Raw genomic sequence first — 14,174 nt, 5'->3', positions numbered from 1 at the left:
ACGCCCTGACCAAAAAGCTACAATGAACCTATGAAAAAATACCTGTTTCTCCTTATCATCTTGGCGGCGCTGTTCGTTTCGTCCGGCCAGACGTACGAGCAGCAGTCGCTCATCCCGCGGCTGCAGGAGTGGCTGCCGGACAAACCGCTGGAAAACACGCTCTCAAAGATCCAAGTCCCGTACTGGGGCAGGACCGTGTCTGTTGAATCCCGCGGCTACTACTATTTCCTGGAATTCTTGATCCGCAAGGGAGCGCATCTCGCTTCGTTCGGACTGCTCGCTTCGGCGATTTTCTTTGTCCTGCCGAAGCACCGGCTGCGTTACGCCTATGCATTTATCCTGACGGTCATCGCGGCGAGCGCAGACGAGATCCACCAGATGCTCACCGGCGGAAGAACGCCGTATATCGGAGATGTCGTTCTGGATGCGGCGGGCGGACTGATGGCACTCACGCTCATTGCGCTGTTCCGCATGCTGACAAGATCCGCCGATCAAAAAAATAACCGCCGCACGGCCGGATGATGATCCGGTTGTGCGGCGGTTTGCCGTTTCGTTACATTTGATCCATCGCTTTTTTGATGATGCTGCTTCGGCGGGCTTCTTTTTCTGCATTGTACTGATCGCGGAAGCTCTGTGAGTACGACTTGTTGTAGCCGTTCTTCTGCAGTTCGCCTTCCAGCGCGCCAATCAGCTTGTTGAAGGCGGCGTCGGTCTGGCTCTCGAGAGAAGAGGCGGCGCCCATGTATTTCTGATAGAAATAGCTGTAGCTGATCGACTCGCCGTTCTGCTTTTTCGTGCTGTATTCGCTGGCCGCCCGGCCGATGAGCGAATCAATGCGGCCGTTCGCCTGTGACTGGAGGCTTGCAAATGACGGAGTGTACTTGCTTTTGATGTCGGCTACGGACAACTGGCTGCCGCCCGAATTGCCGGAACCGGCGGGGGAACCGCCTGCGCCGCCTGTCTGGGAGCCTCCCGGTGAAGCATTGCCTTTTCCGCCGGATTCACCCGGCTTGCCGGACGTGCCGCCGACGCTCGCGTCTCCGGCACCGCCGCCAGATGTGCTGGCGCCGGCCACCTGGCCGCCGCCCGAAGAAGTGACGGCATTGCCGGCGGACGCGCTGCTGCTGCCGGAAGCCGAATCTCCGGACGAGGAATCTCCGGCCGCACCAGCGACCGAACCGCCCTCATCCGCGTCGCCTTCAGCCGGCTCACCGGCATCCTCACCGTCTTCATCCCCGCCGACCGTCGAGCCGTCCGGCAGTTCGATCTGATAGTCTTCTTTTGTGATTTTATCGATTTCCTCGTCCGCGACATCGTAATCCTTGAACTGGAACAAATAAAGCAAATAGCCGCCGACCACGAGAACCACGGCAAACAGCCCGAGAACGATCTTTTTCCAATGTCTCTTCATGATGTCCCTCCCAACCTGCAATTCTTTCCGCCAATCTTTCAGGTAAGTTTTTGAATAGGTTAACACAATTCTGGAACTGTTGGAATCATCACACGCAAATTTCGACAAGAATAGTCGCTTCGGCCCCGGCAATCTGCCAGGAAAGCACCTCTTTCCACGCGCCTTGGTCCGTAAGTCGCACTCTTTGATTTTTTATTCCCGCCATCTGTCCGCTCTTCTTTTCGTAGGGTATAATTAATGGAATACTTGCTTCTTCATGAAATGGGGGAATCGTGGATGCGCAGACTTCAAGTGGCCGTCATCCTGGCCGTCATGCTGCTGATCGGCGCACAGCCCGCAGCGGCGTCGGGGGATGTGCTCAAAGACATTAAATTTTACGTGAAGAATTATTACTACGGCGATGTGCCGCTCGGAATCGACGACTACAAGACGATCAAAGAAGTGACCAGCAAGCTGGATGAGTACTCGACCTACATGACGAAGGCGGAGTATGAAGCGTACTTGAAGACGATCCACATTCCGGGACTCGGCGAAACGCTCTCCGCCGACACGCAGATCTACGCGGCCCCGGCAAAGGTGAGGTCCGAGTACTTGTTCGGCAACACCGCCGTCATCCATATCGAGAGCTTCCAGGTGGAAACGCCACAGGCCGTCATCCGCGAATGGGAGAAGATGAAGAAACTCGGCGCCCGCCAGCTTATCCTGGACTTCCGCTTCAACGGCGGGGGCACCGTGTCCAGCGCCGAGGCGATCATCGGGATGTTCCAGAATGCGCCGAAGGCCTACACGCGGTTTGAGCGGGACAAGACGCTGCATGTGAACGCCCGCCCGTCATCCGTAAAATTCCCCGCCAAACCGTACGTGCTCGTGAATAAATACTCTGCATCCGCTTCGGAGCTCGTGTCCGCAGCGGTCAAGGACCAGAAAGCCGGAATCCTTGTGGGACAGAAAACGTACGGCAAGGGAAGTGTCCAAAGCTTCTTTGAACTATCGGACGGAGGGGCGCTCAAACTGACGACGGCCCACTTTTCCGGACCGGGCGGCACGAAGATCCACGGACTCGGCATTCAGCCGGACGAAGTGACCCCGCCCGGCAAGGAGCTCGAGTTTGCGCACGAGGCACTCGCAAGACGCGAACTCGCCACTTGGGACTACACACAGTTTCCCGACGTGGAAACAACCGCCGGCACGAAGCCGATCACGATCCGGTTCTCACAGGACATGAACTTTTCCGCGCCTGCCGCGTCCAATCGGGTGGAGCTCATCCGTCTAGGGAACGCCCAGCCCGTAAAAGTCACCGTCAAACCGGGGGATGACGGCCGCTCGCTGCGCATCGAGCCGGAACGCCCGCTTGAGCGCGATGCGAAATACGTGCTGTCCGTCAATCCGAGATTCGCGGACAAAGACGGCATCTACATGCGAAAAGGCGCCTATCTGTTCATCAAGACCACTGCCAATTAACGGGTGGTGCGGCACCTGTTGCGCACGCCGGCGCGCACCCGCAGCCGTTTCCATCATCTTCTGAATAGGAAGTTACCGGGCGGCGGAACGTTCTGCCGGCGGATATGCTATAATGGGAAAATTGATTTGTCTAGAAACGCAATGCGTTCAACTTAAACTTGCAATCCATGCATCAGGAAAGGAAGACCATCTCATGACGAAGAAACTTTGTGTCGTCGGCCTCGGCTACATCGGACTCCCGACCGCGGTCATGTTCGCCAACCACGGCGTGCCTGTCCACGGCGTCGATGTGAACGAGCGCGCGGTGAATATGATCCGGAACAAACAACTCCACATCGAGGAGAACGGCCTGCAGGAGCGGCTCGACAAAGCGGTCGACAGCGGCATGCTCGACGTTTCGACCGAACCGGTTGAAGCCGACGTGTTCATCGTCGCCGTCCCGTCCCCGATCCGCGAAGACCGCACCGCCGATCTCGAATACGTCCGGAAGGCGACCGCATCAATCGTGCCTTACTTGAAGAAAGGCAACCTTGTCATCCTCGAATCGACGGTTCCGCCAAAAACGGTGGAACACGTCATGCTGCCGGAGCTCGAAAAGTCCGGTCTTAAAATCGGGGAAGAGCTGTTCGTCGCCCACTCGCCGGAGCGGGTCATCCCGGGCCGGATCTTCGAGGAACTCGAACAGAACGGCCGCATCATCGGCGGCATCAACGAAAAATCCGCCGAATTGACGAAAGACCTTTACGAAGCGTTCGTCAAAGGGCCGATCGAACTCACCGACGCGACGACCGCTGAACTCGTCAAGGTGATGGAAAACACCTACCGCGACGTGAACATTGCATTCGCCAATGAAATGGCGAAAATCGGTGAGCATCTCGACGTGAACATCTGGGATGCGATCCGGTTCGCCAATTTCCACCCGCGGGTGAACATCCACCAGCCGGGCCCCGGCGTCGGCGGCCACTGCATCGCGGTCGACCCGTGGTTCCTCGTCGAACTCGCACCGGAGCAGTCGAACATTATCCATCTTTCGCGCAAGACGAACGACGGCATGCCGCAATTCGTCGCAGACCGCGTCCTGCAGTTCATCGGCGACACCGACCGCAAAATTGCCGTTCTCGGCCTGTCGTTCAAAGCGGACGTCGACGACATGCGCCAAAGCCCGTCGATCGACGTCATCCACAGCCTTGAGGCGAAAGGCTTCACGGTCGCCTCTTACGATCCGCATGTCAACGAAGGCAGCCACCGCACGCAGGTGAACACGATCGAAGAGGCGGCGGACGGGGCATCGATGATCCTTGTGCTTACGAATCACCGGGAGTTCATGAAGCTTGCGCCGGCAGACGTGAAGGGCCGCATGGCGGAACCGATCGTGTATGACACGAAGAACTGCCTGGATCTCCCGGCATGGAAAGCCGCGGGATTCAAGACGCACCTCCTCGGAGACCATAAAGAAAATACGAACGAGTAATCGTCTCAAACATACGGGTGAATCCAAATGAAAGAACATTTTTTCGGAGTACAGGTGAATACGGAGCGGTTTGACGACATGCTCGACCTCATCTTCGCCCGCATCCGGGACGGAAAGAAGTCGTTCATCGTCGCGATCAACCCCGAAAAGCTCATGAAGGCGAAAAAGAATCCGGAACTGCACAACATCCTCAACACTGCAGACTTCCAGATTCCCGACGGCGTCGGCGTGCTCATCGCCTCGCGTCTTCAAAAAGGGCAGATCCGTGACCGCATCACGGGCGTCGACATGATGGAACAGCTTTGCCGCCGCGCGTCCGAAGAAGGCAGCGGCGTCTTCCTCTACGGCGCCAAGCCGGGCGTCGCCGCGCAGGCCGCCGGGAACCTTCAGATGACGTTCCCGGGACTCAAAGTGGCCGGCACGCTCGACGGATACGTGAAGGATGAAGAAGAAATCATCCGCACGATCAACGAATCCGGCGCGGACATCCTGTTCGTCGCACTCGGCTCGCCGACGCAGGAAAACTTCATCATCCGCAACAAAGAGCGCCTTTCGGTGTCCGTCTTCCAGGGCGTCGGCGGATCGTTCGACGTATTCTCCGGCAACATCAAGCGGGCGCCGGCCTTCTACCGCAAGGCGGGCCTGGAATGGCTGTACCGCCTGCTGAAAGAGCCGGCCCGCTGGAAGAGGCAGCTCGAACTGCCGAAATTCCTCCTCGCGGTCCTCGCCGGGGAACGAAACGGAAAAGGCGGCGGCGCCCATGAGTAAACTGAAGGTCGCGTCGATCCTGTTCCTGTTCTCGACGTTCGTCCTGAAGTTCTCGAGCATGATCCGCGACCTCGTCATCGCCGGTTTGTTCGGCGACTCCTACGAGGCGGACGCCTACCTCGCCGCGATGACGATCCCGAATGCGTTCGTCCTGTTCCTGCTCACCGGCATGAAAGACGCCTTCCTGCCGAGCTACTATAAGTATTCGGCACTCGGCAGGGGAGAGGAGCACCTGACGAACATCGTCAAAGGGACGTTCTGGCTGACGCTCGGCGTCTCGATCCTCGGGGTGCTCCTCAGTTCGCCGATCGTCCGGCTGTTTTATCCGAACTTCGGCGAATTCGAACACGGCTTCGCGATCGCTTCCTGGACGGCGGCGATTTACTTCGCCTCGCTCATGATGGTCGGCGTCAACGCCGTGTTCGAAGGCTTCTTCGACGCCAAAAAGAAATTTTCATTCAGTGTGTTCTCGCAGACGAGCGTCGTCCTCATGACGATCGTCTTCGCGCTATTATTTCATAAACAGATCGGCATCATCGCCGTCCCGCTCGGCTATTTCGTCGGGACGATCCTGAGCCTGCTCATCAAGCTGATCTACCGCACGCCGAAGAAGTTCATCATCTGGAGCCAGAAGCTCGACCGCGAGGAAGTGTCCGCGTTCTACCACATCTTCTGGCCGGTCGGACTGACAATCGCCGTCGGTCAGATCAACCTGATGGTGAACACATTCTTCGCCGCGGACCTCGGTGAGGGGGTTGTCTCGAACCTGAACTATGCGTTCCGGCTCGTCAACATCCCCCAGGCGATATTCGGCGTCACGATCGCGACGATTGCCTTCCCGATCATCGCCGAAGCCCATACGAAAAAGAACCCCGGCCTGTTCAAGCGGGGACTCGAGAAAGGCTATCTGTACCTGCTCGTGTTCCTGACGCCGATGCTCGCCGGCATGTGGTACCTCATGCACGAACTGGTCGGAACGGTGTACGAGCGCGGCGCCTTCACGGCCAGCGCCACCGACCTGACCTCGTCCTACGCGGTGCTGTACATCGGTTCGGCGTTCTTCTACAGCATCCAGGCGGTCACCGCCAAAGGATTCTACACACTCGAAAAAGGGCACTACATGATGCGGATCGGGCTGATTTCGATCATCCTGAACATCGTCTCGAACTGGATCTTCTCGCAATTTTACGGGGCGCAGGGGATTGCGCTTTCCGCATCGATCGTCGCACTTTTGTACTGTGCCATCACGTTTACGACCCTGTGGAAGGAAGTCGGCGGCATGGACGGCTCGTACCTGCTCAAGAACACCGCCCAGATCATCGTCGGCGTCCTCGTCATGATGGCTTTCCTTTTCGGATTCGACCGGCTCGTGCCGGGGGCGGAAGACTGGCACCGGATGTTCCGGCTCGTCGTCCTCGGCGTCTCGGGCGCCGTCGTCTACTTTGCCGTCATGGCGCTGTTCCGCAACGAATTCGTGAAAGAGATGCTTGCCAAAGGAGGAACGCCATCATCCAAGCGATGATGAACCACTCATTATGAAAACAACGCTTAAAAATGGCGTCGCCGGACTCAACCGGATCGGCGCATTCTCGCCCTATTTCTTTTTGCCGTTCGTGCTCATCCTGTACTTTCTCGTCAGCACGTTCGACTTCCACCGGTTCGCCTACTTCAACATCTCCGTGTCGGTCTGGCCGGCGGTCATCGTATCGCTCATCGCTTACTATGTCGGCGTCTGGCTTGCGGACAAGCGGCTGTGGGTGTTCCCGAACTTCGGGTTCGGCTTCCTGAAAGGCAAGACCGTCTGGTTCATCTGGATCCTCACGATGATCGGCGCCATCGCCTATGCCGGAATGCTCGCTACCGGCCAGATCGGGCTCACCGACGAATCCGTCCGGCGCAACCTCGATCCGAAGCTGAACCTGCTCAGTCAGTTGCTTTGGTTCGGCGTCGTCCTGCTTCTTGCACTGAGGATCATGAAAGAAGACCAGCTGACGAAAAGAAAAGCCGTCGAATACGGTGCCGTCTATTTCGGCGCGATGGTGCTGTTCCTCCTCATGGGCTACCGCACGCCGATCGCCGTCATGATGTTCACCGGCGTCATTATCTTCCATTACATCATCCGTCGCATCAACCTGAGCTGGCTTCTCGGCGGAATGGTCGTCGTCGCGCTGTTCTTCTCGATCTTCGGCTTCATCCGCTTCATGTCGGAAGACCCCGATGAAGCATTCAACAGCCGGGAGCAGCCGGACGTCGAACTGTCCGACCAGCAGGAGAACAAGCTGAAGACCGACCAGGAAATCATGGAAGAGACCCCGGAGTGGATCCGCTCACTCAACGGTGAAATGGTCAACGGACATATTGTGTTGTCAAAAATCATGGAATACACGCAAGAGGAAGGCTATCTGAAAGGACAGCTCATCGCCGGCACATTTGGTAGCATCCTTCCGGGCAATCAAGTCTTCCCGCGCGTGAAAGTGACTGAAGTCGTCAACTCACTCAGCGTTGAGGGCGGCCGCTACATTACCCGCCCGAACCGGACCACGACGCCGACCTACATCGGCCAACTATTCCTAGACGGCGGATACTTGCTCGTCGCAATCGGCTTCTTCCTGTTCGGTGCGATCATTTCGATGCTGTACAACCAGATGAAGCGGGCCGGAGTGCGCAGCTACCAAACCGTTGCCTACGCATTCGTCATGACGATCTTCACCGTCTCTCTTCATACAGGACTGCTCGACATCATTTTCTTCCTCATGATCGGCTTCGTCATCCTGACCGCGGCGATCGAACTGGACAGAAGTCAAAAGAAAAGCTTGAAAACTTTGTGAGCAACCGTTATGCTATAGGGGCACATAGAATAGTTCCTCGTTACTTTATATTCGGGTCATAAGAAAACGGGCCGGCGTCATATACTGATGCCGGCCCGTTTTTTTGCTTTCTTATTATTAATTAAGGGGAGAAGGGGAAGTCCCGGAAAGTAGATTGCTAACCAGGGCCGTAATGCCCACGAATGAAGAGGGGTACGGTAAGAAGGAGAGAATCTTACACCAAACGACCCTCATGCCATCCAATGCCTGTAAAATACGATCGGTTGTGATACTATTCTGCTTTCTTTTGCAAAAAACGCGTAATTGAAATGAAATCATTAGGAAATCCGTTGACATGTCTTTGTAATACTCTATAATAAGCAGTGAACGTTCTATCAGACTCGTTTTCTATGTGCGTCGGTAGAACGGGGCAATCACCTTTTTCAAACACTAAGGAGGAACATATTCTATGGCAATGAAGACCAAGTCTTATAGCAAGTTCATGACTGGCGCGGTTACAGCAGCAATGGTCGCTTCCGCAGTTGCACCAGTAGCAGCAGCAGGACAAGACAAGGACGTAGCAGCAGAAGCTAACTCCTCGTTCACTGACATCGGGCCATCGAGCTCCCACTTTGTCAACGTACAAGAAGCTCGCGAACTCGGATTCCTCTCCGGTTATGACGACGGCACATTCAAGCCGAACAAAATCCTCAATCGTGGCGATGTTACGAAAATGCTTGGGAAATACGTTGTAGCTACAAGCGGAAAGACTCTTTCTGAGTATGTGAAAGACAACAAAATCGCAGATGTTCCAAACTTCACTGACGTTCCAAACGATGCTCGTGACAAAGAACTTGTAACATACTCAAAGATTGTAAAAGAAGCTGGCATTTTCGAAGGTTCGAACAACAACCTCATGGCTACAAAAGAAATGAACCGCGACCAAATCGCAGTTGTTCTCGTTCGTGCATTTGACCTGAAAGAAAAAGCAGGCGACACCAAAGTAATCGATGGCAAAGGTTCCGCTTACGAGAAAGAGATCGCAATCCTTCTCGAAAACGGTGTATCTGACGCCAATCCTTACAAGCCATTCAACAAGACAAGCCGTGCACAATTTGCATCGTTCCTCGTCCGTGCATACAAAGTATCAATGGGTATGGATCCATCCCTGCCGCTTTCTCCAATCGCGTCTGTGGATGCAGTCAACGATATTACAATCAAAGTTGGCGAAACTCCAAACCTTCCAACACGTGTTGGCGTTACGCTTGAAAATGGCAAAAAGTCTACAGCTCTTGTAAAATGGGATACTAAAAACCTTGATAACACAAAAGTTGGGACTTACAAGTTGACAGGTGACGTAGCAGGAACAGACATTGATGCTACAGTTAATGTAATTGTTCAACAAGCATCTGTTGACAGCGGTATTTCTGACGTTAAGGCTATTAATCCCAACACAGTTGAAGTGACTTTCAGCAAAGCGCTTGATAAAGACTTTATTCGTGAAGCTGAACAAAATGGCGGCTACTTTGCTACCTACAAATTCGGCGATACAGTGAGAAGCACAAATGCAGTTCAATCTGCACAAGTTAACTTTTCTGCTGACGGAAAGACTGCTGAAGTTGTAATGAAACGTGATTTCGAGCCGGGCGAGCGGTACTATGTTTCCCTCCTTGATGGTTCGAATATGAGCGTTGCAAAAGAACTTCATACATTCGGTCCAGTAATTCTTCGCGAAGCATCGACTACACCTGATTACAGCGTGAGTGCAGTTTCTGATAAAGTATACATCGAATTTTCAGAAAAAATGACTGATGCTGCTCTGGCAGCAACAAACTTCGAGGTTTACGACAATGCAGGTCAACTTTTGGGAACACTTGATCAGTATACAAATGGCAACAGTGCAGTTGCTTCGGAATGGACAAATGCAATTACTAAAAACCGCGCGGTCTTTACACTAAGCCCTGATGCGACTAAGAAGCTCCTTGCTGGTCAAACATATCAAATCCGAGTGAAGACAAACGTTCCAACAGCTTCCGGAAAGTATCTCAATAAGGATACAAAAGTTGCGACTGTAACTACCCCAACTGTTGCTGAAGCAACTCCTAAGGCGACAATGGCTCGTGTAACAGGAACTAAGAATATTGTTCTTGTATTTGATAAAGATGTTTCTAAACAGAATCTCGATGATCTTGCAAGCCTTGTTACCGTTACAACTTCGACTGGCAAAACTGTAGAAACTGCTAAAATGACAGCAGACCAAGCAGTGGAAGCAAACGAGGTTACACTGACTCTTCCAGAAGCTAATCTCGATCAAGCTTTGACATACAACGTGGGCATTCCTGCCAACCTTGTTAAAAACGCTGTTTTCCCTAACGCTACAAACCAGGCAACGACTGGGGTCAAAGCTACAGCACAAGACAATGTCCAAGTTAAATCAATGACTGCTAGTCTTCAAGTTGATGCAAAAGACCGTGAGTCTGCTGATCTTGTTCTGACATTTGATCAGCGTCCAACACTGGAAAGCCTTCAAAAGGCCCTTGCGGATGGTACGCTCAGAATTCGTGAAGGTGCTACAACATATCAACCAAAAGCTGGTGCTACCTTCAATGTGAAATATGTAGGTAGTGATGCAACTGGAAAAACAGTTGTTATCGAAGGGGTTAACAATAAGTTTGCTGCAGGCTCAACTGATTTCGATTTCGTTCCTACAAAAGGATCGAACTACACTATCATTGCTCTTCCTGGGGCAGTAGCAGTTGATGCGTTTGGAACAACGCCAAAACTGACTAACCAATCTGCACTTACCGCTACAGCAACTGGAGTATCGGTTTCAGCTCCGATGGTTGATGGCGTCACACTCGACTCTGCCGAGAAAATTACTGTAGAATTTGCAGAAGATCTTGATCCGACAATTGATCTTAGCAAGATTAGTGTCCAAGGATTTGTTGCTGATCGGAATGGTTTCTATTCTGCTCAGACGAATCTTAAAGGAAGCCGCGATCTTAAAGCGACTGTCAGCGGAAATACACTGACCATTACACCAGCACAGAACGATATTAAATTCGTAACAAGTGCAATTGATAATATTGTATCTTTCGATCAAAATGCGTTGGTGGCAAAAGAATCCCAAGTCGCAATTGGTGGTACAGGTGTTGTAGCTGATGATGTTGAAGACAACGCAGCACCTATTATTCTTAGTGCTCAGGCGTGGGGTAATAATACGGATGTACTTCTGACTTACAGCGAAGGCGTATTTACAGAAGGAGATGTAGCTCCGTTGTTCCGTACAGGAGGCACAGTAGCTAATTCTTCTGTGGGCGAAACTGCACAGCCTATTAATCAAACGCCTCATAACATGCTTGTTCTCCGTTTTGAAAAGCCGTTTGCAGGTAGCATTGTCAACGATCTATACGGTGCTACGGTAGATTACCGTCCAGGAACAACAACGTATGTCCGTGATGAAGTAGGGAACAAATCTTCTGCTCAAACTATCCAAGGGATTCAGAAGTCCATGGTTCAACCACAATAATTGAAACTGAAGGGATGAAGAGTGAGTTTACTCTTCATCCCTCTTTTTAATGACTCTGCGCACTTTTTTTGAAAAGAGAATCATCCTTTCATATACTCAAATGGCGTTAGCGATGAAATGCTTGACAATTATTAATTCAAAATCACTAAGAAGGGAAACTAAATTGACTTACGTTAAATATCTTCAGTAGAAATAATTCCTTGACATAGAAACCTTCACACTAATGTTTTACTCAGTATATCTGTGGTAAACAAAGTTGAAGGGATTACCATTACCCTTTCTATCATAAGATTCAGGAGGTCATTTCTTGAAAACAAACAGGCACAACAAATTAGCAGTAGCAACAGCAACAACGGCAATGGTGGCCTCGGCGGTTGTTCCGGTGGCGGCAGCGCCTGCAGATAACTCGGATTCACCGTTTACAGATGTGCCGAAGACGAGTTCCCACTTTGATAACATCGTACGTGCAAATGAACTTGGCATTATGACCGGTTACGACGATAAATCATTTAAGCCTAATAAGCTGTTGAACCGCGGAGATGTGACAAAGGCTTTAGGGAAGTTTGTTGTAGCACAAAGTGGCATGACACGTGATGAGTATGTGAAATCAAAAAACATTAATGCAGTTGAGAATTTCACCGATGTTCCCGACAACTCACGTGACCCGGAACTCGTTGTCTATTCGAAAATCGTCAAGGAAGCTAAAATTTTCGAGGGATCGAATAATAATCTGATGGCCACTCGACTGATTAAGCGCGACCAAATGGCAGAAGTGCTTGTACGGGCATTTGGTTTTGAAGACAAAGAGGGTGATACGGTCATCAAAGATGCGGGTGACTCAGCGTATGCCAAGTCGATTGAGATTTTGTATGAGAACGGCATCACTGACCAAAACCCATACCGTCCGCTTTCTTCGACAAGCCGTGCGCAATTTGCGACATTCCTCGTTCGTTCTTATGATGCGACCGTAGATGAAACGGTTGAAGTGACTTCTGTCGAGGGTTCGGACAGTGCAGTTGACCGGACAGCCGAACAAGCCCAGTTCGCTGCTTTTACGGTGAACGGCGGTAAAAAGATGTCCCCTGAGCAACTGAAAGAGGCAGGGTATGAAATTGAATTTCTTTCCACGTCCCCTGGAATCTTTAAGGATAAAGAAACCGGAGAACTGGATCAGGAAAAACTCGAAACTGCGCCAAACAAGATTGTGTATCAGGTGAAAATCACAAAAGGCGATCAAACCTTCACTTCGGCGGATGCAACCCTTACTTTGCAAGATTTCAAGACAACCGTTGCTTCGCTTGATCAATATGAATTGCTGATGGAACAAAACAAAGTTGCCAACAATACGCTTGTTTCCAACGAGAGTGCGAAAATCACCAATATCAAAGGGAAATCCAAATCAGGTGAAGAGCTAACTGTGACTGAAGGCTTGACTTATTCCTCTTCTGATAATGGCGTTGTTCTTGTCGGGAAGGATGGTACGGTTCAACCTGTGAAAGCAGGAAAAGCGACTATCACAGTAACTCACAAAGATTCCGGTGCCACGTTAGATGTGCCAATCACTGTATCTGCGGAAGCAAGAGCCGCTGGGAATGCTGCTGCTGAAATCAAGAATCTTGGTCTCATCGCCGGGCAGACGCGCAGTTTTAATTTTGACGTCACTGACCAATACGGGATGCCTTTCGCAGGCTTCACTCAAAATGACACCGAGATCAAAAATTCAGACGGTCAAGTGATCGGCAGTGTTTCCGTTGAAGAAGGAAAAGAAAAGGGAAGCTACGTGGCGACGGTTACGGCTAAAAACAATGCTGGTTCCGGGACGATTCAAATTAAAGCAACCGACAAGAATCTCCTCAGCATTCCGTTAACGGTCGGGACAGACCGCGATGTGGCAAGCCGTAAGCTTGAACTGGCTGACGGACAATCAGATGCCAACCTGGATCTGAGCCCCGTTCAAAAAGACCAGAGCCTGACACTTGCGTTCAATGAATACAATAAGGACGGCCTCTACATTGGTCAGTCTCAAGAAGTTGGGCAAAACGGTAAATACCAGGCGAAATCCAACAATGACAATGTTGAAGTAAGCTACCAAGGAAATGACATTGTGGTGACCGCTAAAAAAGCGGGTAAAGCTACAATTACCATTTATCAAGGTGATGTGCCTCGTGAAAACTTTGCTGTGACAGTTGAAGATACGACGCCATCCATCCAGTCGGTCAACTTTAAGACAGACATAATCACGAAAACACCTGTTATGCTTTCTGATCTTCTCAGTACAGAAGGTGTCATTCTTTCTTCCGATGCGGATGTATCGGTCGCCATGATCAATGAAAAGCCAACTATATATGTGGATGTAGATGGTACTGAGGCTGCCGGATATACAGAAGGCGATCTCATTCTGGGAACCGTTGAAGCTGTTTCTGCAGACTCAGGATTGGCAGATCTTAAGTTCGTAGAGAATGCCGAAGGTGACATTGAATTAACGGGCCTCAAAGATGGGGATGAAGGAACATTTGCTATCCGTGTTATGAACGGTACGAATGTTCTTGGCAGCCAGACAGTGACCGTTGATCTTAAAAATGAGGATACCACCCCAGCAAGCTAATTCCATCAAACAAAAGTTTTGTGCTAGGAGCGTTTCCGCTCCTGGTCTTTTTTCTGTCTATCTGTGACCAAAGAACCGTTTATTCCATAGTGTCCGAAATCTATTGTTTTTATCCGTCTTTC

9 protein-coding genes are annotated in these 14,174 nt (G+C 51.5%); 8 read left to right on the top strand and 1 reads right to left on the bottom strand.

Annotated features, from left to right (window positions below):
* Window positions 1-30: 30 nt before the first annotated feature.
* On the top strand, window positions 31-522 hold the full coding sequence (locus tag ACFFIY_RS07540) for a VanZ family protein (protein ID WP_354196569.1): 492 nt from the start codon (window positions 31-33) through the stop codon (window positions 520-522).
* Between the two features lie 31 nt (window positions 523-553).
* Here the strand turns inward: ACFFIY_RS07540 and ACFFIY_RS07535 are convergent, their stop codons facing one another.
* Window positions 554-1,411: a hypothetical protein gene (locus ACFFIY_RS07535; RefSeq protein WP_354196567.1), complete on the bottom strand. Its 858-nt coding sequence runs from the start codon at window positions 1,409-1,411 to the stop codon at window positions 554-556.
* Window positions 1,412-1,687: 276 nt separating this feature from the next.
* Here ACFFIY_RS07535 and ACFFIY_RS07530 point away from each other — a divergent pair, with 276 nt between their 5' ends.
* The 7 genes from ACFFIY_RS07530 (at window position 1,688) to ACFFIY_RS07500 (ending at window position 14,052) form a co-directional block, all read left to right on the top strand.
* The gene (locus ACFFIY_RS07530) at window positions 1,688-2,872 is read left to right on the top strand and encodes a S41 family peptidase (protein WP_354196565.1); all 1,185 of its coding nucleotides are present in this window, start codon (window positions 1,688-1,690) and stop codon (window positions 2,870-2,872) included.
* 193 nt (window positions 2,873-3,065) lie between these two features.
* A complete protein-coding gene (locus ACFFIY_RS07525) occupies window positions 3,066-4,343 on the top strand; it encodes a nucleotide sugar dehydrogenase (RefSeq protein ID WP_354196563.1) in 1,278 nt (425 codons plus the stop codon).
* Window positions 4,344-4,370: 27 nt separating this feature from the next.
* On the top strand, window positions 4,371-5,111 hold the full coding sequence (locus tag ACFFIY_RS07520; protein ID WP_354196561.1) for a WecB/TagA/CpsF family glycosyltransferase: 741 nt from the start codon (window positions 4,371-4,373) through the stop codon (window positions 5,109-5,111).
* Entirely contained in the window at window positions 5,104-6,633 is a 1,530-nt protein-coding gene (gene murJ / locus ACFFIY_RS07515) for a murein biosynthesis integral membrane protein MurJ (protein WP_354196559.1), read from the top strand. Before ACFFIY_RS07520 ends, murJ begins: the two co-directional genes overlap by 8 nt.
* A gap of 13 nt (window positions 6,634-6,646) precedes the next feature.
* Complete coding sequence (locus ACFFIY_RS07510; protein WP_354196557.1) at window positions 6,647-7,939, top strand: oligosaccharide repeat unit polymerase; 1,293 nt, start codon at window positions 6,647-6,649, stop codon at window positions 7,937-7,939.
* A gap of 448 nt (window positions 7,940-8,387) precedes the next feature.
* Window positions 8,388-11,447 (top strand): S-layer homology domain-containing protein, encoded by a 3,060-nt coding sequence (locus tag ACFFIY_RS07505; protein ID WP_354196555.1) that lies wholly within the window; start codon window positions 8,388-8,390, stop codon window positions 11,445-11,447.
* A 307-nt stretch (window positions 11,448-11,754) separates the two neighbouring features.
* Window positions 11,755-14,052, top strand: a complete 2,298-nt coding sequence (locus ACFFIY_RS07500) for an S-layer homology domain-containing protein (RefSeq protein ID WP_354196553.1) — start codon at window positions 11,755-11,757, stop codon at window positions 14,050-14,052.
* Window positions 14,053-14,174: the final 122 nt, after the last annotated feature.

It is taken from the genome of Bhargavaea ullalensis (genome assembly GCF_042432615.1).
Classification (GTDB): Bacteria; Bacillota; Bacilli; order Bacillales_A; family Planococcaceae; genus Bhargavaea; species Bhargavaea ullalensis.
This window is presented reverse-complemented; position numbering and strand designations above follow the sequence as displayed.